Origin of the sequence: Pseudomonas sp. GCEP-101 (assembly GCF_025133575.1) — a bacterium.
Classification (GTDB): Bacteria; Pseudomonadota; Gammaproteobacteria; order Pseudomonadales; family Pseudomonadaceae; genus Pseudomonas; species Pseudomonas nitroreducens_B.
The window spans coordinates 5,244,537-5,270,270 of sequence record NZ_CP104011.1 but is presented as its reverse complement, the minus strand read 5'-3'; the positions used below and the strand labels follow the sequence as shown (position 1 = coordinate 5,270,270).

20 protein-coding genes are annotated in these 25,734 nt (G+C 67.2%); 9 read left to right on the top strand and 11 right to left on the bottom strand.

What is annotated here, in order from left to right; all coding sequences use genetic code 11:
- Positions 1–17: 17 nt before the first annotated feature.
- The 5 genes from N0B71_RS23755 to N0B71_RS23735 form a co-directional block, all read right to left on the bottom strand.
- Positions 18–1,112 (bottom strand): polyamine ABC transporter substrate-binding protein, encoded by a 1,095-nt coding sequence (locus N0B71_RS23755; protein WP_259755307.1) that lies wholly within the window; start codon positions 1,110–1,112, stop codon positions 18–20.
- Between the two features lie 15 nt (positions 1,113–1,127).
- Complete coding sequence (locus N0B71_RS23750; RefSeq protein WP_259755306.1) at positions 1,128–1,907, bottom strand: amino acid ABC transporter ATP-binding protein; 780 nt, start codon at positions 1,905–1,907, stop codon at positions 1,128–1,130.
- Between the two features lies 1 nt (position 1,908).
- The gene (locus N0B71_RS23745) at positions 1,909–2,676 is read right to left on the bottom strand and encodes an amino acid ABC transporter permease (protein WP_259755304.1); all 768 of its coding nucleotides are present in this window, start codon (positions 2,674–2,676) and stop codon (positions 1,909–1,911) included.
- Positions 2,677–2,687: 11 nt separating this feature from the next.
- A complete protein-coding gene (locus N0B71_RS23740) occupies positions 2,688–3,494 on the bottom strand; it encodes an ABC transporter substrate-binding protein (RefSeq protein WP_259755303.1) in 807 nt (268 codons plus the stop codon).
- 93 nt (positions 3,495–3,587) lie between these two features.
- Positions 3,588–4,253 carry a GntR family transcriptional regulator gene (locus tag N0B71_RS23735; protein WP_259755302.1) on the bottom strand — a complete coding sequence of 222 codons (666 nt, stop codon included), beginning with the start codon at positions 4,251–4,253 and terminating at the stop codon, positions 3,588–3,590.
- Between the two features lie 732 nt (positions 4,254–4,985).
- Between N0B71_RS23735 and mqo the strand changes: the two genes are divergently transcribed.
- The gene (gene mqo / locus N0B71_RS23730) at positions 4,986–6,620 is read left to right on the top strand and encodes a malate dehydrogenase (quinone) (protein ID WP_259755301.1); all 1,635 of its coding nucleotides are present in this window, start codon (positions 4,986–4,988) and stop codon (positions 6,618–6,620) included.
- A 591-nt stretch (positions 6,621–7,211) separates the two neighbouring features.
- On the opposite strand, the gene N0B71_RS23725 is transcribed toward mqo, so the two are convergent.
- Positions 7,212–9,938 carry a cation-transporting P-type ATPase gene (locus N0B71_RS23725; protein ID WP_259755299.1) on the bottom strand — a complete coding sequence of 909 codons (2,727 nt, stop codon included), beginning with the start codon at positions 9,936–9,938 and terminating at the stop codon, positions 7,212–7,214.
- Between the two features lie 630 nt (positions 9,939–10,568).
- Complete coding sequence (locus N0B71_RS23720) at positions 10,569–11,114, bottom strand: AraC family transcriptional regulator (protein ID WP_259755298.1); 546 nt, start codon at positions 11,112–11,114, stop codon at positions 10,569–10,571.
- A 213-nt stretch (positions 11,115–11,327) separates the two neighbouring features.
- On the opposite strand from N0B71_RS23720, the gene N0B71_RS23715 reads away from it, so the two are divergent.
- Positions 11,328–12,239: a LysR substrate-binding domain-containing protein gene (locus N0B71_RS23715; RefSeq protein ID WP_259755297.1), complete on the top strand. Its 912-nt coding sequence runs from the start codon at positions 11,328–11,330 to the stop codon at positions 12,237–12,239.
- A gap of 538 nt (positions 12,240–12,777) precedes the next feature.
- Positions 12,778–13,770, top strand: coding sequence for an MBL fold metallo-hydrolase (locus N0B71_RS23710; protein ID WP_259755296.1), 993 nt, complete (start codon positions 12,778–12,780; stop codon positions 13,768–13,770).
- Between the two features lie 132 nt (positions 13,771–13,902).
- Here the strand turns inward: N0B71_RS23710 and N0B71_RS23705 are convergent, their stop codons facing one another.
- Positions 13,903–14,781 (bottom strand): LysR family transcriptional regulator, encoded by an 879-nt coding sequence (locus N0B71_RS23705; RefSeq protein WP_259759668.1) that lies wholly within the window; start codon positions 14,779–14,781, stop codon positions 13,903–13,905.
- A 134-nt stretch (positions 14,782–14,915) separates the two neighbouring features.
- Between N0B71_RS23705 and N0B71_RS23700 the strand changes: the two genes are divergently transcribed.
- Positions 14,916–16,124, top strand: a complete 1,209-nt coding sequence (locus N0B71_RS23700; RefSeq protein ID WP_259755294.1) for an MFS transporter — start codon at positions 14,916–14,918, stop codon at positions 16,122–16,124.
- A 119-nt stretch (positions 16,125–16,243) separates the two neighbouring features.
- Here the strand turns inward: N0B71_RS23700 and N0B71_RS23695 are convergent, their stop codons facing one another.
- From N0B71_RS23695 to N0B71_RS23685, 3 genes are read right to left on the bottom strand one after another with little or no spacing between them, the layout of a single operon-like run.
- Entirely contained in the window at positions 16,244–17,527 is a 1,284-nt protein-coding gene (locus N0B71_RS23695; protein ID WP_442964694.1) for an OprD family porin, read from the bottom strand.
- Complete coding sequence (locus N0B71_RS23690) at positions 17,524–17,934, bottom strand: DoxX family protein (protein ID WP_259755292.1); 411 nt, start codon at positions 17,932–17,934, stop codon at positions 17,524–17,526. The genes N0B71_RS23695 and N0B71_RS23690 overlap by 4 nt, the downstream gene beginning before the upstream one ends.
- A gap of 59 nt (positions 17,935–17,993) precedes the next feature.
- Complete coding sequence (locus N0B71_RS23685) at positions 17,994–18,650, bottom strand: hydrolase (protein ID WP_259755291.1); 657 nt, start codon at positions 18,648–18,650, stop codon at positions 17,994–17,996.
- Positions 18,651–18,999: 349 nt separating this feature from the next.
- On the opposite strand from N0B71_RS23685, the gene N0B71_RS23680 reads away from it, so the two are divergent.
- From N0B71_RS23680 to N0B71_RS23660, 5 genes are all read left to right on the top strand, one after another.
- Positions 19,000–19,956: a GlxA family transcriptional regulator gene (locus N0B71_RS23680; protein WP_259755289.1), complete on the top strand. Its 957-nt coding sequence runs from the start codon at positions 19,000–19,002 to the stop codon at positions 19,954–19,956.
- Between the two features lie 203 nt (positions 19,957–20,159).
- A complete protein-coding gene (locus N0B71_RS23675) occupies positions 20,160–21,539 on the top strand; it encodes an ATP-binding protein (RefSeq protein ID WP_259755287.1) in 1,380 nt (459 codons plus the stop codon).
- Between the two features lie 589 nt (positions 21,540–22,128).
- The gene (locus tag N0B71_RS23670; protein ID WP_259755286.1) at positions 22,129–22,698 is read left to right on the top strand and encodes an antibiotic biosynthesis monooxygenase; all 570 of its coding nucleotides are present in this window, start codon (positions 22,129–22,131) and stop codon (positions 22,696–22,698) included.
- 72 nt (positions 22,699–22,770) lie between these two features.
- Entirely contained in the window at positions 22,771–23,589 is an 819-nt protein-coding gene (locus N0B71_RS23665; RefSeq protein WP_259755285.1) for an alpha/beta fold hydrolase, read from the top strand.
- An 11-nt stretch (positions 23,590–23,600) separates the two neighbouring features.
- The gene (locus N0B71_RS23660; RefSeq protein WP_259755284.1) at positions 23,601–25,454 is read left to right on the top strand and encodes an amidohydrolase; all 1,854 of its coding nucleotides are present in this window, start codon (positions 23,601–23,603) and stop codon (positions 25,452–25,454) included.
- Positions 25,455–25,734: the final 280 nt, after the last annotated feature.

Below are 25,734 nucleotides of genomic sequence, written 5' to 3'. Positions count from 1 at the left end.
GGAAAACTCTCTTCGGTTCAGCGGTCAGTCTTGATTCGGGTCCATTCGCGGGTGATCACGCGCTGGATTTTCGGCGGCAGGTCGGCGGAGACGTAGAGCTTCTCGATCACCGCGTCGCTGGGATAGATGCCGGGGTTGTCGCGCACCTTCGGGTCGAGCAGCGGCGTGGCGTCGGGGTTGGGGTTGGCGTAGCCGACGTAGTCGCTGACCGGGGCGATCACCTCCGGGCGCAGCAGGTAGTTCACCAGCGCGTGGGCGCCCCTGGGGTTCTTCGCGTCGCGCGGGATGGCGAGCATGTCGAACCACAGGTTGGCGCCTTCCTTGGGGATCACATAGCGCACGTCGATCTTCTTGCCGGCTTCCTGGGCGCGGGTCTGCGCCTGCATCACGTCGCCCGAGTAGCCGACCGCCACGCAGATGTCGCCGTTGGCGAGGTCGGTGGTGTACTTGGAGGAGTTGAAGTAGGTGATCGATGGACGCAGCGTCTGCAGCAAGGCGGAGGCCTTGGCGTAGTCCTCGGGGTTCGTGCTGTTCGGGTCCAGGCCCAGGTAATGCAGGGCCTGCGGAATGATCTTCACCGGTGCGTCGAGGAAGGCGACGCCGCAACCGTGCAGCTTGGCCAGGTTTTCCGGCTTGAAGATCAGGTCCCAGGAGTCCAGCGGTGCGTTGTCGCCCAGGGCGGCCTTGACCTTGTCGAGGTTGTAGCCGATGCCCACGGTGCCCCACATGTAGGGCACGGCGTACTGGTTGCCCGGGTCGGCGGCCTCCAGGCGCTTCATCAGGCGCGGGTCGAGGTGCTTCCAGTTGCCGAGTTGGGCGCGGTCGAGCTTCTGGTAGACGCCGGCGTTGATCTGCTTGGTGAGGAACTGGCTGGAGGGCACCACCAGGTCGTAGCCCGAGTGGCCGGAGAGCAGCTTGGCCTCGAGCATCTCGTTGGTGTCGAAGACGTCGTACTGGACCTTGATGCCGCTGTCCTTTTCGAAATTCTTCAGGGTGTCCGGGCCCATGTAGTCGGACCAGTTGTAGAAGCGCACCAGCTTGTCGTCGGCCTGGGCTGCGGTGGCGCAGGCGAGGAGGGTGAGAGTGCTGGCGAGCAGAGCGCGTTTACGCATGACTTGTCCTTATCGTTAGAGAACGCGGCTTAGGAATTCCCGCGTACGCGGGTGGTGCGGATTGCCGAAGACCTGCGCCGGCGGGCCTTCTTCGATGAGCTCACCCTGGTGCAGCACCACCACGCGGTCGGCCACTTCGCGGGCGAAGCCCATTTCGTGGGTGACCACGACCATGGTCATGCCTTCGTCGGCCAGCTCCTTCATCACCTGCAGCACCTCGCCGACGGTTTCCGGGTCCAGCGCGCTGGTGGGTTCGTCGAAGAGCATGGCCTGGGGCTTCATCGCCAGGGCGCGGGCGATGGCCACGCGCTGCTGCTGGCCGCCGGAGAGCTGGCCAGGGTAGTGCTCGGCCTTGTCCGACAGGCGCACCCGCGCCAGCAGGCGGCGGGCCTGGTCCAGCGCCTCGCCCCGGGGCACGCCGAGCACCTGGGTCGGTGCTTCGATGATGTTCTCCAGCACGGTCATGTGCGGGAACAGGTTGAAGCGCTGGAACACCATGCCGATGTCGCGGCGGCGGCGGGCGATGTTGCTTTCCGAGTCACGCACCAGCTTACCGTCCGGGCGTTCGCGATAACCCATCAGCTCGCCGTTGACGCGGATGCTGCCGCCCTGGATGTCTTCCAGGTGGTTCATGCAGCGGATGAAGGTGGTCTTGCCCGAGCCCGAGGCGCCGATCAACACCACCACTTCGCCACGGTGCACGTCCAGGGACACGCCCTTGAGGATTTCCAGCTCGCCGAAGGCCTTGTGCACGTCGCTGGCCTGGATCACCACGTCTTTCATGTCCGGGATCATCTCAACGCCCCCTCAGCAGTTTCATCGCCTGCCGGCCGAACATCCGGTTCGGTGCCGCGGCCTGCCCGTCGGATTTGCCGAAGCGTGCTTCCAGCCAGCGCTGGAAGAAGCCCCACAGGGTGGTCAGGGCGAGGAAGTAGATCGCCACGACCAGGTACAGCTCGAACACGCGGAAGGTCGCCGAGGTGACCATCTGCGTGCTCAGCAGCAGTTCCTGCACGCCGATCACGCTGACCAGCGTGGTGTTCTTCAGCATCACGTTGAACTCGTTGCCCAGTGGCGGAACGATGACGCGGAAGGCCTGGGGCAGCACGATGCGGCGCATCAGCCTGGGGAAGGTCATGCCCAGGGATTTGCCGGCCTCGTACTGGCCCTTGTCCACCGCGCCGATGCCGGCGCGGATGATCTCGGCCATGTACGCGCCTTCGTTGAGGCCCAGGGCGATGATCGCCGCCTGGATGTTGCCGGGCAGGATGAACAGCCCCAGGTCCAGGTCCACGAAGCGGAAGATGCCGCCGGCGGCCAGCGCGGTGTAGAGGAAGACGATCTGCACCAGCAGCGGCGTGCCGCGCATCAGCCACACATAGAAGCGCACCGGGTATTGCAGCAGCGGGTTGCTCGACAGGCGCATCAGCGCCGCCAGCAACCCGAGCACGCAGCCCAGCAGCATGGCGCTGACGGCGATCACGCAGGTCAGCCAGAGGCCGTAGAGGTAGATGTCGCTCGGCCGCAGCAGGTACTGCCAGAACACGTCCCAACTGAAGTTCATGGCTCGTTACCTCAGTCCAGTTTGTCGCCTTCGATGTGCCATTTGGCGAGCAGTGCGTGGTAGCTGCCGTCGGCCTGCATGTCCTTGATGATCTGCGTCACGGCCTCGCTCAGCTGCTTGTCTTCCTTGCGGATGCCCAGGCCGGTGAGGATGCGCGCGAAGGCGGGCACACCGATCTCGAACAGGTCCGGCGCCATGCTCTGGTAGTAGCCGGCCGTTTCCACGGTGGTGCCGTAGGCGTCGGCCTGGCGGATGCGCAGGGCCTGGAAGGCGTCGGTGTCGGTGTTGTAGACGATCACCTTCATTGGCGGCTTGCCGGCCTTGGCCAGCTTCTCGTTGTGGGCGTCTAGCAGGGTGCGGATGGTCGAGCCGTTGAGCACCGCGACCTTCTTCCCGGACAGGTCGTCCAGGGTACGGATGCCCTCGGGGTTGCCCTTGCCGACCACCACGGCCTGGCTGGAGTACATGTAGTTGACCATGTCGATCACTTCGCGCCGCTCGGGCTTGTCGAACAACTGGTCCACCAGCATGTCGCACTGGCCGGCGAGCAGCGCCGGGATCAGCCCGGAGAAGGGCGTGATGCGCCAGTCGATCTTCTTGTCGCCCAGGCGCTTGGCGATGGCCTCGCCCAGGTCGATGGTGACCCCGGTAAGCTTCTGGTTCGCGTCATAGAAACCCATGGGTGGGGAGTCCATGCCGCCGCAGAAGGTCATCTTGCTGGCGTTCTGCAAGCGGTCGGGAATCTTCACCTCGGCGTGCGCCAGCGGGGCGGCCAGGCAAAGGGCGAGAAGGCACTGCGGGATCCTGCGTTCGAACATGTTGAGCTCCGGGGTGGGGTTGCCAGGGCAGTTCAGGGACACAGAAGTACGGGTCTGGGCGCCCGTTGCTTCGACTCGTGGGTGGATGGTGCCTCAGGTGGTCTGGGCTTCCAGGAAACGCGCCAGGGAGGGGATGGTCCCCTCGATGTGCTCGCAGAGCACCCGCTCGGCTTCGCGGGCATTCTTCGAGCGCAGGGCGTCGAGGATCACGGCGTGTTCCTCGCGGGCGCTCATGGGCTTGTCGACGTGCTGCAGCCACAGGCGCATGTGCGGTTCGATCACCGAGTACAGCGCGGTGATCTGGCGCAGCAGGCGCGGGCGGCCGGCGAGGCTGCAGAGGTATTCGTGGAAGGCGCGGTGGCGGCTGACCCACTCGGCGCTGTCGTCGCGGTAGTCGTCCATCTCGTCGAGCATGCGCTCCAGGCGGGACAGGTCGCGGTCGGTCAGTTGCGGCACGGCGATGCGGATGGCCAGGCCTTCGAGGGCGCTGCGCATCTCGAAGACTTCGCGCATCTCCTCGATGTTCAGCCCGCTGACGATGGCGCCGCGGTTGGGCCGCAGGGTCACCAGGCCCTCGGCGTCCAGGCGCTTGAAGGCGCCCCGCACGGGCATCCGGCTCATGCCGATCTCGCTGGCGATGTCCTCGGCTACCAGGCGGTCGCCGGTCCGGTAACGCCCAGTGCAGATAGCCTGGAGGAGATAGTCGTAGGCCTCGTCTTCGGCGCTCATCGGCGGGCGGGCAGCAGGTACCAGGCGCATGGGGTGTTTCCTCGTGGATTTTTGGATCCAATTATCCATGCATGCAAATAAGCAGATGCTGTGCCAAGCCTGACGAACTGGCGGCGATTGACCGAAATAGAGCGCGGGATGTGGGAAAACGGCCTAGGACTGAGCGTGCGGGAACGGGGCGGAACGGTAACGGACAGGGCGATTCGTGCGCGTTGGTGGTGCGCTTCGGTAACGTTGTGGTGCGTGGGGCCCTGGTCGATTTGCCGGGTAGGCTGGTGCTGGGGCAGGTTCGCGAGCAAGCTCGCTCCTACGAAAAGCGCTCCGATGCTTATTCTGTAGGAGCGAGCTTGCTCGCGAACGCTTTGGTGCGATGCGGATCTATCGCGGACGGAGTCCGCTCCTACGCATGTCGGGAAGCGCGGGTTGAAACAAGCAGAAACGGCCTGCACGTAATGCGGACCGTTGATAGTTGACTGCAAAGGTTGGTGATGCGCGGCGCTTTCGATAGAATGCGCAAACGTTTCAGCAGACCATGCATCCCTCCCACAACAAAAGCCAAAGCCGAAGGCTTTGCGTGTCTCTCTGCGCAGGACGTCCCTCATTCCATCAAGCAGGCCTCAGAGCCGGCGGAGGAGGGAACTGAGTCCCGACTCATCCTCGTCATCTGTCGCCTTGCCTTTCGCGCCCTGCGCGCCGGGCGCGGCCTTCACGCTGAATGACGCCGGTGGGGAAGGCCAAGCCCTAACGACGAGAAACCTTTCGATGATCAAGAAAGTTAGCGGGGCGCTGCTGGGCCTCGCTCTGGCAGTGAATTGCGCGCCCGCGTTCGCGGAACCCAAGAAAGTCGACGTGCTGCTGATCGGCGGCGGCATCATGAGCACCACCCTGGGCGTCTGGCTCAACGAGCTGGAGCCGGGCTGGAGCATGGAGATGGTCGAGCGCCTGGACGGCGTCGCCCTGGAAAGCTCCAACGGCTGGAACAACGCCGGCACCGGCCACTCCGCCCTGGCCGAACTGAACTACACCCCCGAGGACAAGGACGGCAACGTCACCATCGCCAAGGCGGTGGAGATCAACGAGTCGTTCCAGATCTCCCGTCAGTTCTGGGCCTGGCAGGTGCAGAACGGCGTGCTGAAGAACCCGCGCTCGTTCATCAACTCCACCCCGCACATGAGCTTCGTCTGGGGCGACGACAACATCGCCTTCCTCAAGAAGCGCTACGAGGCATTGCAGGCCAGCCCGCTGTTCCGCGGCATGCAGTACTCCGAGGACCCGGCGCAGATCGCCAAGTGGGTGCCGCTGATGATGCAGGGCCGCGACCCGTCGCAGAAGATCGCCGCCACCTGGACGCCAATCGGCACTGACGTGAACTTCGGCGAGATCACCCGCCAGTTCGCCGGCTACCTGCAGAGCAAGCCGAACTTCAGCCTGAAGCTCTCCAGTGAAGTCGAGGACATCACCCGCAACGCCGATGGCACCTGGCGCGTCGAGTACAAGAACCTGAAGGACGGCAGCGTCACCGAGACCGACGCCAAGTTCGTCTTTATCGGCGCGGGCGGCGGCGCCCTGCGCCTGCTGCAGAAATCCGGCATCGAGGAAGCCAAGGACTACGCCGGCTTCCCGGTAGGCGGCTCGTTCCTGGTCACCGAGAACCCGACCATCGCCCAGCAGCACCTGGCCAAGGCCTATGGCAAGGCGTCGGTCGGCGCGCCGCCGATGTCCGTGCCGCACCTGGACACCCGCGTGCTCGACGGCAAGCGCGTGATCCTCTTCGGGCCGTTCGCCACCTTCTCCACCAAGTTCCTCAAGGAAGGCTCGTACCTGGACCTGCTGGGCAGCACCAACGTCCACAACGTCTGGCCGATGACCCGCGTGGGCATCGACGAGTACCCTCTGGTGGAGTACCTCGCCGGCCAGCTGATGCTCTCCGACGAGGACCGCCTCGCCGCCCTGCGCGAATACTTCCCCGACGCCAAGGCCGAGGACTGGCGCCTGTGGCAGGCTGGCCAGCGCGTGCAGATCATCAAACGGGATGCGGAGAAGGGCGGCGTGCTGAAGCTCGGCACCGAGATCGTCGCTTCCGCCGACGGCAGCATCGCCGGCCTGCTGGGCGCATCCCCGGGTGCCTCCACCGCCGCGCCGATCATGCTCAACGTGCTGGAAAAGGTGTTCAAGGACAAGCTCGCCACCCCCGAGTGGCAGACCAAGGTCCACCAGATCGTCCCGAGCTACGGCACCAAGCTCAACGACAGCCCGGAGAAGACCTTCGCCGAGTGGAGCTACACCGCCAAGGTGCTGCAACTGGACCCGCCGCCGGCCATCGACCAGGCCCCGGCCACGCAGCCGACCGACGCCGCCCCGGCGCCGGCGAAAGCCGCCAGCGACCTGGCGCTCTGACCGGTCCGCCGTGCCCCGCGAAGGCCCGCCTATTGGCGGGCCTTCTGCTTTGTGTGCTCGGTACGACGGGGTTCTCCGAGGTGGTTCGGAACGGAACGGCGTTCGGGCGATCCAAGCAGAGACTGGGCGCGATCCCGTGAAGGGCGCGCCTGCCGGCGCGGATCGCGGGCATGGCCCGCTCCTACAGGAGGAGTCCGGAGCCAGACCGGAGGATGGCTGCAGGAGCGGGATCCGGCCGTGATCGCATCCGGTGCGCTTGGGATCTGCCGACTGAGGAACACCCGGCATACGCCTCCTTCTCCCGACAGGGAAGGGCCGGGGACCTGGGGAGGGCAAGGGCGTGGCACCTGTAGGGGCGAGCCTGCCGGCCATGGTGTTCCGGGCGGGGCTTGCGGGCGGGCTCGCTCCTACGGCGGCCGGCGTGACCGCGAATACGCAAGGGTGGAATGAACGTAGGAGCGGACTTCGTCCGCGATCGATTCAACGCCACTCCGATCGAGCAGGGAGAGGGCAAAACCATCGCGGACGCAGTCCGCTCCTATGTCGCACGGGATGCGGCGCATGACGCAAGCAGCCATGCGCCCCTGCGCTCTACCGCCGCCAGGCCTTCCAGCGGCGGATCAGCAGTTTCTCCAGTTCGACTGCGAAGAACACCGCGATGCCAATGCCCAGCGAGATCAGCCAGCCGCTGAAGGGTAGGGCGACGGTGTGGAAGGCGGTCTGCATGAACGGCACGTAGATCACGAAGCACTGCAACAGGATCAGCGCCAGGGTCACGGTGAGCAGTGCGCCGTTGCGCAGCAGCGCGAGGTTGAGCGAGAACTCCTCCTGCAGCCGGCAGTTGAACAGGTAGGCCCACTGCGCGGTGACCAGGGTGTGCAGGATCATGGTGCGGATGTGGTCGGTGTCCTGGCCGTTGCTGACCATCCAGGCTTCCAGCAGGAAGGCCGCGCCGGTGAGCAGGCCGCCCACGTACAGCACCCGCCAGACCGCGAAGCCATTGAGAATCGACTCCTTCGCGTTACGCGGCGGCCGGCGCATCATCCCCGGCTCCCCAGGCTCGAAGGCCAGGGCGAAGGACAGGGTGGTGGAGGTCGCCATGTTCATCCAGAGGATCTGCAGCGGCGCCAGGGGAATCACCGCGCCGGCGAGGATCGCCATGACGATCAGCAGGCCCTGGGCCATGTTGGTCGGCAGGATGAACAGCACGGTCTTCTTCAGGTTGTCGTAGACCCGGCGGCCTTCGCGCACGGCGCCGGCGATGGTGGAGAAGTTGTCGTCGGTGAGCACCATGTCGGCGGCTTCCTTGGTCACCTCGGTACCCTTGATGCCCATGGCGATGCCGACGTCGGCCTGCTTCAGCGCCGGGGCGTCGTTGACCCCGTCGCCGGTCATGCCGACCACTTCCTCGTTGGCCTGCAGCGCGCGCACCAGGCGCAGCTTGTGCTCGGGGCTGGTGCGGGCGAACACCGAGTACTGCATGGCGAGGGATTTCAGCTGCGCGTCATCGGCCTGCTCCAATTCCTGGCCGGTCATGGCGCGCAGGTCGTTGCCCATGCCGAGCATGCCGGCGATGGCCACGGCGGTGTCCGGGTGGTCGCCGGTGATCATCTTCACCTGGATGCCGGCGCGCTTGCACAGCGCGATGGCCTCGATGGCCTCCGGGCGCGGCGGGTCGAGCAGGCCGGCGACGCCGAGGAAGATCATGCCGTCCTGCACGTCCTCGTGGTCGATCACGCCGTCATCGGGCTGCACCGGCTTGTAGGCGGCGGCCAGCATGCGCAGGCCCTGCCCGGCGATGAAGCTCATCTCGCGCTCCCAGTACTCGCGGTCCAGCGGTTCCACGCCATGGGCGCCGAGCTGCTGCTGGCACATGCGCAGCAGCACGTCCGGCGCGCCCTTGAGATAGATCAGGCTCTGCCCGGCCACATCGCAGCGCCGCGCCATGTATTTGTAGGCGGAGTCGAAGGGAATCTTGCCGAACTTCTGGAACTCGACCTCCGGCAGGCTGGCCTTGCGCGCCAGGACCTTGAGCGCGCCCTCGGTGGGCCCGCCGACCACGCTCCAGCGGCCTTCGTCGTTCAGTTGCAGGCTGCTGTCGTTGCAGATGTCCACGGCGCGGATGAAGGCGTCCAGTGCCGCATGCTGCGACCAGTCCAGCTCATCGCTGGTGCTGCCGAAGGTGATGCGGCCCCTGGGCTCGTAGCTCTGGCCCTCGACCGCATAGAGACCGTTGGCGAGCAGCACGTTTTTGACGGTCATCTCGTTCATGGTCAGGGTGCCGGTCTTGTCCGAGCAGATCACGCTCATGGCGCCCAGGGTTTCCACGGTCGGCAGCTTGCGGATGATCGCCTTGTTCTGCGCCATGCGCTGCACGCCCAGCGACAGGATGATCGAGACGATGGCCGGCAGGCCCTCGGGCACGGCGGCCACGGCCAGGCTGATCAGCGACAGCAGCAGCTCGCCGAAGGGATAGTCGTGCCAGAAGAAGCCGATGATGAAGAGCACCAGCATCATGCCGATGATCAGTTGGAAGATGCGCTTGCCCAGCTCGGCGATCTGCCGCAGCAACGGGGTCTCGCTTTCGTCGACATTGGCGATCAGCTTGTTGATGCGCCCGAGCTCCGTGGCCGGGCCGGTCGCGATCACCACCCCGCGTGCATTGCCGGCGCTGACGTGGGTGCCGGAGAAGCCGAGGTTGGTGCGGTCGGCCAGCAGCGCATCCTTGTCCAGCGCGTCGGCGTGCTTGCCCACGGTGAGGGATTCACCGGTGAGCATGGATTCCTCGACCTGCAGGTGGTGCACGTCGAACAGGCGCACGTCGGCGGGAATCTTGTCGCCGGGGCGCAGGATGACGATGTCGCCGGGCACCAGCTGGGCGGCGTCGATCTCGAGCTTCTTGCCGTTGCGCACCACGTGGGCCGTGCTGCTGAGCATGCCGCGCAGGGCGGCGAGGGATTTCTCCGCCTTGTTCTCCTGGAAGAAGCCGATGCCCGCGTTGATCACGGCCACCAGCAGGATGACGAGGGTGTCGGTCCAGTGGCCCATCAGCGCCGTGGCGACGGCGGCTGCGAGGAGGATGTAGATCAGCACGTCGTTGAAGTGCTTGGCGAAGCGCAGCCACAGCGGGTCGACCGCCTTGGCCGGCAGCGCGTTGGGGCCGACGCGCAGCAGTCGTGCCTCGGCGTCGTCAGGGGAAAGGCCTTCGGCGCTGGTCTGCAGAGCGGCCAGGGTCTGGTCGACGCTCTTGCGGTACCAGTCGGGGCTGGTGGGATCGGTGCCTTGCGGTTTGCCGTCGGTGGGTTGCAGCACAGTCATGCGTGGACTCCCGGCTCCTGCCTGTTAGGAAAGTAGGACTGCGCCCAGACTAGACGGCAGGGATTACATCGGACCTGTCATATCTCAAAGTTCTTCGATTCTTGACTGAACACTTCCTGAACGGCGTAGGAATTGCTCGAAACCTGTAGAAGCGGGCCATGCCCGCGACCGCGGACAACGTCTGCGCTACCGAACGCAGCAGCCTGAGCGTAGGAGCGGACTCCGTCCGCGATGCTCCAGCACACGGGCTGTCGCAGGCATGGCCAGCTCCTACAGACGAAAACCGCCCTCCCTGTAGGAGCGGGCCACGCCCGCGACCGCGGACAACGTCCGCGATTGCCACCGAACGCCGCCGTCGGCCTAAGCGTAGGAGCGGACTCCATCCGCGATGCTCCCGCGTCCGGGCTGTCGCAGGCATGGCCAGCTCCTACAGACGAAAACCGACCTCCCTGTAGGAGCGGGCCATGCCCGCGACCGCGGACAACGTCCGCGATTGCCACCGAACGCCGCTTCCCGCCTGAACGCAGGAGCGGACTCCGTCCGCGATGCTCCTGCGCCCGGGCTGTCGCAGGCATGGCCAGCTCCTGCAGGTGGTGCCTGGGTGGGGCCAATCGCGGACGGAGTCCGCTCCTACGAAAGCCCCGCCGCGCTATTCCCCCGGCTGGCCTGGCGCCACCGATTCGGCGTGCAGCCCACCAGCTTGCGAAAGCTGCGGCAGAAGTGCGACTGGTCGGCGAAGCCGCACGCCTGGCTCACCTGGGCAATCGGCTTCGCGGTAGTGGCAAGCAGGTCGCGGGCATGGTCGATGCGCAGGTGCAGTGCCCATTCCCGAGGCGCAAGCCCGGTGGCCTGCTTGAACGCGCGGGAAAAATGGCTGCGCGACATGCCGCACTGCGCAGCCACGTCGGCGATGTACAGGCGGCTGAGCAGGCAGCCGGCGAGTATCGCCTTGGCCTTGCGCTCCTGCCAGGGCGCGAGGGCGAGGCGCCCGCCGGCATCCGGCTCGTCGTCGCCCGCCTCGGGCATCCGGTAATGCTCCAGCAGGTGCTGGCACAGGCGCTGGCTGGCCTGCTGGAGGTCTTCTCCCTGATTTTCCAGCTCCTCCATGAGCTGCAGTACCAGGCGATGGGTCTGGGGGGCGAGCATGGTCGCTACCTGGTGGGCAGGTGCGGGCATGGTGTCTCTCTTCTCGTCATCTCGGCGGCGAAAGACCACCGCGGAATTGTAAAAATCCAAGGTAAATCAAGGTGATCCGTTGCTCAATGGGAGCAGGCCAAACGGCAGGCAAATGAGCACACACGTCCAAGAAAAACGCCGCGCGTGATGATGGACTGGCGCGGCCCTCGTCTTGTGCAAAGATGCCCACCCCACAGCCCCGAGCGACCAGCCATGAATCGAAACGACCTGCGCCGCCTGGACATGAACCTGCTGGTGATCTTCGAATCCCTGATGCTGGAGCGGAACCTCACCCGCGTCGGCGAGAAGCTGTTCATCACCCAGTCCACCGTCAGCGCCGCCCTCGCGCGCCTGCGCGACCTGTTCGACGATCCGCTGCTGGTGCGCGCCGGCCGCGCCATGGAACCCACCAGCCGGGCGCTGCACATCTTCGAGGAGCTGCGCCCGGCGATGGACGTGATCTCCGCCGCCGTCAGCCGGGCCAAGACCTTCGAGCCCGAGACCAGCTGCAACATCTTCCGCCTGGGGCTTTCCGACGACGCCGAGTTCGGTCTGTTCCCCGCGCTGCTGGCGCGCCTGCAGCAGGAAGCGCCGAACATCACCGTGGTGGTGCGCCGCGCCAACTTCCTGTTGATGCCGGCGCTGCTGTCCTCCGGCGAGATCACCGCGGGCGTCAGCTACACCACGGATCTTCCGGCCAACGCCAAGCGCCGCAAGCTGCGCGATATCGGTGTGAAGGTACTGCGCGGCGATGATCGCCCCGGCCCGCTGACGCTCGATGAATACTGCTCGCGGCCGCATGTGATGGTGTCGTTCTCCGGCGACCTCAATGGCGCCATCGACCTGGACCTGGAGCGCATCGAACGGCGCCGCCGCGTGGTTCTCGCCGTGCCGCAGTTCGGCAGCCTGCGCGCGCTGCTGCGCAACACCGAGATGATCGCCACGGTGCCCGACTACGCCGCCTGTGCCCTGGTGGAAGACAGCTGCCTGCGCGCCGAGGACCCGCCGCTGGAGATCAAGCCGGCGGAGCTTTCCCTGGTCTGGAGCGCCGCCCACGACAACGACCCGGCCGAGCGCTGGCTGCGCGAGCGGATGGTCGAATACATGAGTGCGCCGGTGCCCTGAGAGGTTTAGTTGCGGCGGATAACGCTGGCGCGTTATGCGCCCTACGAACTGAACGGGGCATTGGGCGCGAGCGGATGTTTCCCTGGAAACCGTCAAGAGCCAAAGCGGCACGCGCGCTCTTGTAGGAGCGGAGCTTCTCCGCGATTCGCCGCCAGGCGATGACTGACGGAAAATCCCGAAACTCCGATATCCGCCGCGACGGACTTCGCAGACAAGGTCCGCTCCTACGCAAGCCCCGGCATTGGCGCCAACCTGTAGGAGCGGGCCATGCCCGCGAACCGCCGGCCGGGCCGGCGTTTTGGTGGGTTCGCGAGCACGCTCGCTCCTACGAAGAGCACCTCGGCTTGCCCGCGACCGCGGACAACGTCCGCGTCACCCGGAGGCATCGATGCGGGCGGTTCGCCGCCAGGCTCGCTCCTGCAGCCGCTTACGGCAGGACGACGCCGTACGCCCCGAGCACGTGCGGCACAGACGTCCAATAATCGCCCGGCCAACACAGGGCAGCATGGCGCCACCATTTCCCCAGGAGGCGCCGACCATGCCGGCATCCCGTAGCAACCACTACTTTCCGCTCCTGGCCAGTGCACTGCTGGTCTCCACCTTCGCCTGCGCCGAGCCGCCGGCACCGTTGAAAACCCAGGCGCCGGGCTATTTCCGCCTGGCGGTGGGCGAGTACGAAGTCACCGCGCTGTACGACGGCTACAACGACTTGTCGCCGGGGCTGCTGCAGGGCTTGAACCGCGAACGCATCCGCGCGCTGCTGGCACGCGACGCCATGAACGGCGAGCGCGTGCAGACCAACTTCAACGCCTTCCTGGTCAATACCGGCAAGCACCTGGTGCTGGTGGACAGCGGCGCCGGCCAGTGCATCGGCGGCACCGCCGGGCACCTGCTGGAGAACATGAAGGCGGCCGGCTACGCGCCCGAACAGGTGGACAGCATCCTGCTCACCCACATGCACCTGGACCACGTCTGCGGCCTGGTGGACGGGCAGGGCAAGGCGCTGTTCGCCAACGCCACCGTCTATGCGGCGCAGGCCGAGGCGGACTACTGGCTGGACCAGCAGCGCCGCGACCAGGCGCCGGAAAAGGCCCGCGAGTTCTTCGACGTGGCCCAGCATTCCCTGGCGCCGTACCGCGCTGCCCATCGCCTGCAGAGCTTCGTGCCGCCGGCTTCGCCGCTCCCGGAACTGAAGACCGAAGCCACCAGCGGCCACACGCCGGGCAGCACCAGCTATCGCTTCGAATCCGACGGTGCCGCCATCGTGTTCATCGGCGACCTGATCCACAACGTCGCCGTGCAGTTCGCCCATCCCGAAGTGGCGATCCGCTTCGACACCGACCCGAAGCAGGCGGTGAAGGCCCGCGACGCCGAGTTCAGTGCGCTGGCCAAAAACGGCGCCTGGGTCGCCGCCGCGCACTTGCCGTTCCCGGGCATCGGCCACGTCACTCGCGACGGCAAGGCGTTCAACTGGGCGCCCGCGGTGTACGGGCCCTACCAGCGTGCGGACAAGGTGCCGTTCATCCAGTGACGCCAGACGCGGGCACGACCCTGTAGGAGCGAGCTTGCTCGCGAACCGCCTAGCGCCGGAGCGGCCGGGAGACTCGTTCGCGAGCAAGCTCGCTCCTACGAAGAGCAGCCACGGCTCGCTCCTGCAACGCCCTCATGCACTCGCGGTTGCTACGTCGAACGCCTGCGCGATGGCGTCGATCACCGCGCGCACCCGCGCCGTGTGCCGTACGTCCTTGTGCGTTACCAGCCACACGTCGTAGGGCAGCGGCGGGCGTTCCGGCCATAGGCGCAGCAGCCCGTCCGCCTCGCCCAGCGGCAGCGGCAGTTCGCCCACGCCCAGGCCCGCGGCGAGCGCGCGGCGGACCATGAAACCGGAGGTACAGGTCATGGCGATGCGCCCGCGGATGATCGGTTCGCCGGCGAGAAACACGTCCTTGCCCGCGTCGAGATAGGGCTGGTAGACCACCAGGTCGTGCCCGGCAAAGGCGCTTCCGGCCTCGGGAATGCCCCGCGCCTCGACGTATCGCGCGGAGGCGAACAGCCCGGTACCCCAGCGCGCCAGCCGCCGGACGATCAGGTCGGGGTTTTCCGGTTGGTGGGTGCGCACGGCGATGTCGGCCTCGCGCTTGGCCAGGTTGAGCATCTGCGTGGACGTCTGCAGTTGCACCTCGATGCCCGGTTGCTCGCGGTGCAGCGTGGCGACGGCGGGGATGACGAAGTCGGCGGCGAAGGAGTCGGTGGTGGTGACCCGCACCACGCCGCTCATGCGATCGTCCATGCCGAGGATCTGCCGCTGCAGTTCGGCGGCGGAGGATTCCATGGCCTGCGCGGCGGCCATGGCGATCTCGCCGGCGGCGGTCAGGCTGTAGCCGGCCGAGGTGCGCAGGAACAGCGTCGCCTCCAGCGAGCGCTCCAGCGACGCCAGGCGCCGGCCCACCGTGGCCTGGTCCACCGCCAGCACGCGGGCGGCGCCGCGCAGCGTCTGTTCGCGGCACAGGGCGAGAAATACGCGGGCATCGTCCCAGTTCATCATGGCGAAATCCTCGTGATGCATAAACGCAATGGTGACATGAAAACTCGCTGCATTACTGCATCGATGCGCCACTTTATGATTTCCCCATCACCACGCAACGGCGCCGCCCTGACGGCGCGATAGGGGTTGTCATGAACACCGATGCTTCCCGCCTCGCCAGCCGAGGCTCCCTCTGGTTGCCGATCTGGGCGGGCCTGTGCGCCAGCCTGGTCGGCATCGGCCTGGCGCGCTTCGCCTACACGCCACTGATCCCGGCGCTGATCGAGGCGCACTGGTTCTCCGCCTCCGCGGTGGTCTACCTCGGCGCGGCCAACCTCGCCGGCTACCTGGTCGGCGCGCTGGCCGGGCGCCCGCTGGCGGCGCGCTGGTCGAGCGCCACGGTGCTGCGCGGCATGATGCTGCTGGTCACGCTGTCGTTCTTCGCCTGTGCCTGGCCGCTGAACCAGGCGTGGTTCTTCTTCTGGCGCCTGGTGTCGGGCGTGTCCGGCGGGGTGATCATGGTGCTGGCCGCCAGCACCATCCTGCCCCACGTGGCGGCCAATCGGCGCGGGCTGGCCAGTGGCGCGATCTTCCTCGGCATCGGCCTGGGCATCGCCGCTTCCGGCACGCTGGTACCGTTGCTGCTGGCCTTCGGGCTGGTGCAGACCTGGCTCGGTCTGGGTGCGCTGGCGCTGCTGCTGAGCCTGAGCAGCTGGTCCGGCTGGCCGCAGGAGCACGCCCATGCCCAGACGCACCCCATCGAAGCGCCGCGCGCCTCGGCTGGCGTCTACGTGCTGTTCGCCCAGTACGCGCTGATGGCCGCCGCGCTGGTGGCGCCGATGATGTTCCTGGTGGACTACGTCGCCCGGGGCCTCGGCGCCGGCACCCACGGCGGCGCGCTGGTGTGGACGCTGTACGGCGTCGGCGCCATCGTCGGCCCGGTAGTGTATGGCTTCCTCGCCGATCACCTGGGCGCGCGGGCGGCGATTCGGCTGGTACTGGTGGCGCAACTGTTCGCCCTCGGCCTGCTGCTGGAAACTACCGACCTGCGCCTGCTGGGCGTGGCGAGCGTGGTGATCGGCTCGTTCCCGCCGGGCATCGTGCCGCTGGCCCTGGCGCGGGTTCACCAACTGGTGCCCGGCCATGCCGCGCAGAACGCCACCTGGAGCCGCGCGACGGTGTCCTTCGCCAGCTTCCAGGCCATCGCCGGCTACGCCTATTCGGCGCTCTTCAGTGCCAGCCACGGGCATTACGCGCTGCTCTTCGCCGTGGCGGCCGGCGCCATCGTGCTGGCGGTGCTGATGGAGCTGGCGCTGCTGTCCAGCGCGGCGCCGCGGGCCGGTGAGCCGGCGCGCGGCTGACGCGTCGACCTTCCTGTAGGAGCGAGCTTGCTCGCGAACGCCTTGCACCAGGAATGGCCGGCGTGAAGCGGGTTCGCGAGCAAGCTCGCTCCTACAGGTCCGGATGTCTATTGGCTCCTTCAGAACACACCCTTGAGCGGGTATTCGATGATCACGTAGAGGCGATCGATGTCCGCTCCACCCTGGGCGTCGTTGGCGCGGTGCGAGACCTGGGCGACGCTCAGCGCCAGGTCCTTGGCCGGGCCGGACTGCACCACGTAGCGTACGTCCAGGTCGCGCTCCCAGTGATGCCCACTGTCGCCATAGACGGGTTGGCAGGTGCCGCCCTGCATCGGGTTGTAGGCGCCGCCGCAGGGGGCGTGGGTGCCATCGATGCCGCTGCCGCGCACGTAGCGCGTAGAGAGGGTCAGGCCGGCGAGGCCGGCGCTGGCGCCGTCCCACTGGTAGCGTGCCTGCCAGGAATGTTCGCCGGGGCCGTTGAAGTCGGCGTACTTGATCGAGTTGGCAAGGTAGATGGAGTCGCCGCCGACGAAGTCGAAGGGCGTGTCGCCGTCGATCTTCTGGTAGGCGAGGCTCAGTGCGTGGCTGCCCAGGGCGACCTTGCCCAGCAGGCTCCAGGCCAGGGTGTCGATGTGGCCGGCGCGGGCGCTGCCGGTGTCGCCGGTCTTGTACAGGTTGGCGTCCACCGACCAGCGACCGAAGTGGCCGTTGAGGTTGGCGTAGGCCTGGTGCCAGACGTCGTCCAGTTGACTGGCGTAGAGTGCGCCGCCCCAGTTGGCGTCGGGCGCGCTCCAGGTGGCGCCAGCCAGGCTCAGGCCGCCGAAGCGGGTGCTGGCGCCGTAGCCTTCGAACTCGCCGTGGCTGGAGCTGGCGTCCTGGTTCTTGAAGGCGGTGAAGCGCCCGGCCTGCAGGCGCAGGCCGGTCAGGCTGCGGTCGTCGAGGAACCAGCCGGTGGCGTACTCGGGTTGCAGGCGCTTGTCGCCGGTGTCGAACACCGGGGTTTCCACTTCCATCTCGCCCCAGGCGAGGGAGGTCTTCTCGTGCACCAGGCGCAGCGCGGCGCCGGCATCGGAGTACTCGCTCTCGCTGCGGCCGTCGCTGTCCAGTGGCAGCAGGCCGGTGCCGGCGTGGCCGCGCCCGCCGTCGAGCTTTAGGCCGAGAAAGGCGTGGGCATCGACGCCCAGGCCGATGGTGCCGGGCGTAACGTCGCTGCTGAAGCGGCCGATGAAGCCCTGCGCCCATTCGCGGCGCAGGCTCTGGCCGTTGGGGCCGGGGCTGCGGTAGTCGTTGTCGAGGAAGTAGTTGCGCGACAGCAGCGACCAATCGGCTGCCGGGGCCTGGCCGCAGGCGAGCGCCAGGGCGCAGGGGAGCAGGGCATTTCTCAGGGGGAGGGCCACGGTCAGGCCTCCGTGCGCATGGCGGCGAGGCGGGGCAGGGCGAGGCGATAGCGGCCGGGGCCGGCCATCGCCAGGCCGGTGAAGAGGATCAGCATCCACCAGGCGAACTGGCCTTCTTCCAGCGTCCACTGCGGGTGCACGAACAGCAGCGCCACCAGCAGCACGGCGATCACCGGCAGGCAGGCGAGACGGGCGAAGACGCCGAGGATCAGCAGGAGCGGACAGAGCACTTCGGCGAACACCGCCAGCGCCAGGGTCGGCACGGCGCCGAGGCCGAACGGGTCTTCGATGTGCTGCAACTCGGTGTGCCAGTGCAGCAGCTTGGGCAGCCCGTGCACCTGGAGCAGCAACAGGGCGGCGGTAACGCGCATGAACAGCAGCGCCAGGGCGCCGCAGCGGTCTTGGGTCGGCATGGTGTTTTTCCCGGAAATGAAAAAGGGGCGGCAATGCCGCCCCTTTCTACTGCTCTGGCTCAGTGGCCTTCGCTGGCGTTGAACATGGTCTTGGCGTAGATCAGGCCCAGGCCGTAGGCGCCGCCGTGCTCGATGGAGGTCTTCACGGTCGCATCGTAGGTTTCGCCGCGGGCCCAGTCGCGTTGCAGTTCCAGCAGGTACTGCAGGGAGGTCATCGGGCGGGCACCCAGCTGGATCATTCGTTGCAGGGCCATCTCGTGGGCTTCGGTGGACACGTCGCCACAGGCGTCGGCGATCACGTAGACCTCGAAGCCCTGGTCTATGGCCGACAGGGCCGGGCCGACGATGCACACGGAGGTCCACAGGCCGGCCAGGACGATCTTCTGCTTGCCGAACTTGTTTACCTCGACGGCGATGCGCGGGTCTTCCCAGGTGTTCATGCTGGTGCGGTCGATGACGTTGTGTTCGGGGAAGACCGACTTGATCTCGTCGAAGATCGGGCCGGAGAAGCTCTTCTCGGCGACGGTGGTGAGGAGGGTGGAAACGCCGAATTCCTTGGCCGCCTTGGACACCAGCGCGGCGTTGTTGCGCAGGGTCACCGCGTCGATGGACTTGGTCGCGAAGGACATCTGCGACTGGTGGTCGATCATGATCAGGGTGTGGTCGGTGGGGCTGAGCAGGGTCTTGCCGGGAACGGCTTTGGCGATGGCGGTCATGGTCGGGTTTCCTGATGTCTGAGTTGGGCGAAACGTGGTATCGGCTGGATCGTTCTGGGAGTCCGCGGCGCTTGGCGGCGAACCGTGGACACATCTTTGCCGAACGCGGCGAGGCGCGGAACAGACAGCCTTGCAGGGTGGTTTTGCAGTTCTGCAAGGACCATCCGGGCGCTTCGATGGGCAAACTATGGTTTCGCCGGCGCGGCATTTATTGGACCTGTGTGCTCGGCCCGCGCGGCTCAGAATGATGCAAACGTGCGATTCGCCGGCGCGGCGAGTCGGTACAGTGACGAATTCCCATACCGGGGCACGCGAGATCGCCAAGCCCCGTTTGCGTGCGAGTAGACGAATGAAAACAGTGGCCATGGTGCTGTACGACGATGTGCTGGCGCTGGACGTGACCGGGCCGATGGAGGTGTTCTCCATGGCCAACCGCTACCTGCCGCCGGAGCGGCATTACCGCTTGCTGACGGTGGCCGCGGCGCCCGAGGGCGTGCGCGCCTCCAGCGGCCTGAAGATGAGCGCCGACCTTGCGCTGGCGGACCTGCCCGCCGGTGTCGACCTGCTGCTGGTGCCTGGCGGCCCCGGCGCCTACAACGGCAACAACGCAACACTCAACGCCTGGCTGCCGGCAGCCGCGCGCGCGGCCAAGCGCTATGGCGCGGTGTGCACGGGCGCCTTCCTGCTCGGCGCCGCCGGGCTGCTCGACGGCTACCGCTGCACCACGCACTGGAATTACCTTGAACGCCTGGCGCAGCTGTACCCGCGCACCCAGGTGCAGGCCGAGCGCATCTACGTCATCGACCGCAACCTGATCACCTCCGGCGGCGTCACCGCCGGCATCGACATGGCGCTGGCGGTGGTCGCCGAGGACCACGGCAAGGACGTCGCCTTGGAAGTCGCCAAGGTGCTGCTGGTGGTGCTCAAGCGCCAGGGCGGGCAGACCCCGTTCGGCCCGCTGCTGGTGTCGGTGGTGCGCGACGGCTCGGTGATCGCCCGCGCCCAGGCCTACGTGGTGGACCACATCGACGAGCCGCTGACGGTCAACCGCCTGGCCGAAGTGGTCGCCATGAGCCCGCGCAACTTCGCCCGCGCTTTCCAGCGTGAAACCAGCATGACGCCCATGCAGTACGTTCAGAGCGCCCGCATCGACCATGCGCGCAAGCTGCTGGAGAGCAGCGACCTGCCGCTCAAGCAGGTGGCCAGCCGCAGCGGCTTCGGTAGCCCCCGGCACATGCGCACGGTGTTTGGCGAGCGGATCGGCATGACGCCGAGCCAGTACCGCGAGCAATTCGGCTATGCGTGATGGCCGTGGGCCGCAATTCGCGCCGTTTGACCGTCCGGCGCACCCAAGTTGGCCGAATCCTTCCCCCTGTAGGAATTGCGCTGTCACACGGGGACGGGAAAATACACGGACCAATCATCAGGGGCGCGTCACCTCGGTTCTGACCAGATCGCCTGGAGGCCCCGTTGTAGAGCGATCCGTCAGTTCCACGACGTGAGCAGGACATGAGCGCAAGCACGGAAAACCGCACCGAGACCATCCTGCAGTTCGGTCGCTTCCAGTTTCACCCCTACAAGCGCCAGTTGCTCCAGGGGGATCGCCCGGTGCGCATCGGCAGCCGGGCGCTGGACATTCTCCAGGTGCTGATCCGCCAACCCGGCGAGATCATCGGCAAGGACACGATCATCGGCGAAGTCTGGGGCGACACCGTGGTCGAGGAGATCAACCTGCGCGTGCACATCGCCGCGCTGCGCCGCGCCCTCGGCGAAGGCCGCACCGGCGAGCGCTACATCGCCAACGTGCCGTTGCGCGGGTACGGTTTCGTCGGCGTGGTGGAAACCGTGGTCGCGCCGGTGCAGGCCGTCGCGCTGCCCTGTGACGTGCGCAGCAGCAACCTGCCGGTGCTGCTGATGGGCCTGGTCGGCCGCCAGGCGCTGCTGGAACGGGTGGTGAAGCAGATGCCCGCCACGCGCCTGATGACCCTGGTCGGCCCTGGCGGCATGGGCAAGACCTCCCTGGCGATCCACGCCGCCGAACAACTGGGCCGGCAGTTCAGCCGGGTGCACTTCCTCGACCTGTCAGCCGACCCGGACGGCATTTCCCTCAGCCAGAGCCTGGCCATCCTGCTGCGCGAGCCGGCCTTCGACCCGACCCTGTTGCTGCTGGACAACTGCGAACACCTCGCCGAACGCTGCGCCGAGGCGGTGGAGCACCTGCTGCGCCTGCACCCGGGGTTGAGCATCCTGGCCACCAGCCGCGAGCCGCTGCGCGCCGAGGGCGAGCACGTGCTGCGCCTGCCGCCGCTGGAAGTCCCCGCGCAGGACGATGCGCCCTTGGCGCTGGCCATGTGTAGTTCGGCGGTGCAGCTCTTCGTCATGCGGGCGCGGGAAGTCTGCGACCGCTTCGAGCTCAAGCCCGGCCAGGTGCGCGCCATCATCGACATCTGCCGGCGCCTGGACGGCCTTCCCCTGGCCATCGAGATCGCCGCGCGGCAGGTGGGCATCCTCGGCCTCGCCGGCCTGCCGGCGCTGCTCGATACCCCCCTGCAACTGCTGATGCCCGGCCGCCGCACCGCCCCGGCGCGGCAGCAGAGCCTGCGCGCGACCTACGACTGGAGCTATCGCCTGCTCGACAGCGCTGAACAGCGCTGCCTCGGGCTGCTGGCGCAAATGGCCGACGGCTTCACCCTGGACGTGGCGGTCGCCTCGCTGGACGACCAGCGCTGGTGCCGCGACAGCGTGTTCGCCGCCGTGCGGCAACTGGCGGACAAATCGCTGTTGTGGGTGGAGCAGGGCGAGTGCGAGGTGCGCTACCGCGTGCCGCACACGGCACGCGCCTACATACGCCAGGTGTCCCCGCCGGACCTCGCCATCAGCGCCGCGTGAGTGTTCCGTTGCCTGGCGGGAGCGGGCTGCGTCCGCGACAGGTCCGCCTCGCGCCGGACACCATCGCGGACGGAGTCCGCTCCTACACCGCCGCACGTCCCTTGTAGGAGCGGGCCATGCCCGCGATCCACCGTGCAGTCACCGGCGGAAAGAGGCATTCGGCAAACGCGGATAGATGCGCGGCAGGTGGCGCTCTTCGTAGGAGCGAGCTTGCTCGCGAACCGCCCAGCGCCGGTATTCCTCCGGCAGCAGCGCGCGATGCGCGCCATCGCGGGCATAGCCCGCTCCTACAGAAAGCCGCGGCGCTATCCAGGCCACCGGCGGAACGAGGCATTCGGCAAACGCGGATAGACGCGCGGCAGGTGGCGCTCTTCGTAGGAGCGAGCTTGCTCGCGAACCACCCTGCGCCGGTATTCCCCCGGTAGGAGCGCGCGATGCGCGCGATCGCGGGCATGGCCCGCTCCTACACAAAGCCGCGGCGGTGCTATCCAGGCCGCCCGCGCATCCACCTATCCAGCACATGCGTCCAATAGACCGGCCGATCCCGTCGCCATAGTGAGCGGACTTCCATCACGCGTCCGGGACCCCCATGAGCGCCGAAACCATCGATCTGAACAGCGTGGTGACGCTGGTGGTCCACCACAAGGTGCGTTGCGAAGCGCTGCCCCGCTATGAAACCTGGCTGCGCCGCACCGTCGCTGCCGCGCGCCGGCAGCCGGGGCACCTGGGCGTGAACGTGATCCGCCCCGACGGCGAGGGCGCGATGTACACCACCGTGGTGCGCTTCGCCGCCGCGGCGCAATTGCAGGCCTGGATCGACTCCCCCGAGCGCGCCCAGCTGATCGACGAAGTCTCGCCGCTGCTGGAAGAGGGCGACCACCCGCTGATCCACAACGACGCCGAGTTCTGGTTCACCCCCGAGCACGGCAATGTGCGCCAGCCGCCGAAATGGAAGCAGGCGCTGCTCACCTATCTGGTGATCAGCCCGCTGACCATGGTCATTCCGCCGCTCTGGGGACCGGCGTTCGAACGCTTCCCGGTGCTGGCCGGGGTGGTGCCGAGCAACCTGCTGGTGACCCTGTGCATCGTCCTCCCGGTGGTCTACCTGATCATGCCCTGGGTGACCCGTCGCTGCGCCGGCTGGCTCAACGCCGATTGATTTTCCCCTCCCGCGGCGCCCCGGTTGGCGTCCGTTCCCACATCGTCCTGCATGGCAGGCAGAGGAGTTTCCATGAGCACTTTCGTAACCCGAGACGGCACCGAGATCTACTACAAGGACTGGGGCAGCGGCAAACCCGTGCTGTTCAGCCACGGCTGGCCGCTGGACGGCGACATGTGGGAATACCAGATGCAGTACCTGAGCAGCCGCGGCTACCGCACCATCGCCTTCGACCGTCGCGGTTTCGGCCGTTCCAGCCAGCCGTGGAACGGCTACGACTACGACACCTTCGCCGATGACATCGCCGGCCTGATCGAGCACCTGGACCTGCGTGACGTTACCCTGGTCGGCTTCTCCATGGGCGGCGGGGACGTCAGCCGTTACATCGGCCGCCACGGCACCTCCCGCGTCGCCGGCCTGGTGCTGCTGGGCGCCGTCACGCCGATCTTCGGCAAGGCCGCCGACTTCCCGCAGGGCGTCGCCGGCTCGGTGTTCGACGGCATCAAGGCCGGCCTGCTGCAGGACCGCGCGCAGTTCATCGCCGACTTCGCCGCGCCGTTCTATGGCATCAATCACGGCCAGAAAGTCTCCGACGGCGTGCTCACCCAGACCCTCAACATCGCCCTGCTGGCCTCGCTCAAGGGCACCGTGGATTGCGTCGGCGCCTTCTCGGAAACCGACTTCCGCGCGGACCTGGACAAGGTCGACGTGCCGACCCTGGTGATCCATGGCGACGACGACCAGATCGTGCCGTTCGAAACCACCGGCAAGCTGGCCGCCGAGCAGATCCCGGGCGCCGAGCTGAAGGTCTACGCCGGTGCGCCCCACGGCTTCGCCGTCACCCACGCGCAGCAACTCAACGAAGACCTGCTGGCCTTCCTGCAACGCTGAGGGTCGCGAACATGAGCAATGCAGAGCGCAACGCAGACCTGATCCTGTTCAACGGCAAGCTGCACACCGTCGACCCGGAGCGTCCGCACGCCACCGCGGTGGCCATCGCCGACGGCAAGTTCCTGGTCGTCGGCAGCGACGCCCAGGCCATGGCCTACCGCGACGCCTCCACCCAACTGGTCGACCTCAATCGCCGTACTGTCATTCCCGGCCTCAACGACTCCCACCTGCACCTGATCCGTGGCGGCCTGAACTACAACCTCGAACTGCGCTGGGAGGGCGTGCCGTCGCTCTCCGACGCGCTGGAGATGCTGCGCCTGCAGGCCCAGCGCACACCGTCGCCGCAGTGGGTGCGGGTGGTCGGCGGCTGGAACGAATTCCAGTTCGCCGAACGCCGCCTGCCGACCATCGAAGAGCTGAACAAGGCCGCGCCGGATACCCCGGTGTTCGTCCTCCACCTCTACGACCGCGCGCTGCTCAACCGCGCCGCGCTGCGCGTCGTCGGCTACACGAAGGACACGCCGAACCCGCCCGGCGGCGAGATCGTCCGCGACAGCAACGGCGAACCCACCGGCATGCTGATCGCCCGCCCCAACGCGATGATCCTCTACGCGACCCTGGCCAAGGGGCCGAAGCTGCCGCTGGAATACCAGGTCAACTCGACCCGTCAGTTCATGCGCGAGCTGAACCGCCTGGGCCTGACCAGCGTGATCGACGCCGGCGGCGGCTTCCAGAACTACCCGGACGACTACCAGGTGATCCAGCAACTGGCCGACGCCGACCAGCTCACCGTGCGCATCGCCTACAACCTGTTCACCCAGAAGCCCAAGGAAGAGCTGGCCGACTTCAGGAACTGGACCTCCAGCGTGACCTACGGCCAGGGCACCGACTTCCTGCGGCACAACGGCGCCGGCGAGATGCTGGTGTTCTCGGCGGCGGACTTCGAGGACTTCCTCGAACCGCGCCCGGACCTGCCCGGCACCATGGAGGCCGAGCTGGAGCCGGTGGTGCGCCACCTGGTGGAGCAGCGCTGGCCGTTCCGCCTGCATGCGACCTATGACGAGTCGATCTCGCGCATGCTGGATGTGTTCGAGAAGGTCAACCGGGATATCCCGTTCAACGGCCTGCCGTGGTTCTTCGACCACGCCGAGACCATCACACCGAAGAACATCGAGCGCGTTCGCGCCCTGGGCGGCGGCATCGCCATCCAGGACCGCATGGCCTTCCAGGGCGAATACTTCGTCGACCGTTACGGCAAGCAGGCCGCGGAGGCTACGCCGCCGATCAAGCGCATGCTGGCCGAAGGCGTGCCGGTGGGCGCCGGCACCGACGCCACCCGCGTGTCCAGCTACAACCCCTGGACGTCGCTGTACTGGATGGTCAGCGGCAAGACCGTCGGCGGCCTGAGCCTCTATCCCGAGGGCCTGTCCCGCGAGGTGGCGATCCAGCTGTTCACCCACGGCAGCGCGTGGTTCTCCAGCGAGCAGGGCAAGAAGGGCATGCTCAAGGCCGGCCAGCTGGCGGACCTGGCGGTGCTCTCGGAGGACTTCTTCAGCGTCGAGGAAGAGGCCATCAAGACCATCGAGTCGGTGCTCACCGTGGTGGGCGGCAAGATCGTCCACGGCGAGCGCGAGTTCGACAAGCTGGCTCCGCCGAGCATCCCGGTGGTGCCGGAGTGGTCGCCGGTGGCCAAGGTCCCCGGCCACTGGCGGCCGCAGGCGCCGCTGCAGCAGGCTGTGCACCAGTGCGTCGGCTCCTGCGGCGTGCATGGCCACAGCCACGAGCGGGCACGCCAGTCGAGCGTGCCGGTGAGCGACTTCCAGGGCTTCTGGGGCGCGTTCGGCTGTTCGTGCTTCGCGTTCTGATGGCGTAACGGTCCGGCCCGCGAGGGCCGGATGATGATCGCGGACGCAGTCCGCTCCTACGTTCAGGGTCGCGCTGGTGCACATCCCGCGCGTAGGAGCGGACTGCGCCCGCGATCGATTTCAAGCCGGCAGCGGACGACCCCGTTCGTGAGCCAGCTCGCATCTGGGCTATCCCCCCCAACCCCGCGACCCAGCCGTCTTCCCTTCGATAGTTTTTATCGTTACAGCCAATCAATAACTGCAATAGCAGCCCGTCCCGTTTGATCTATCTTCTGATGGG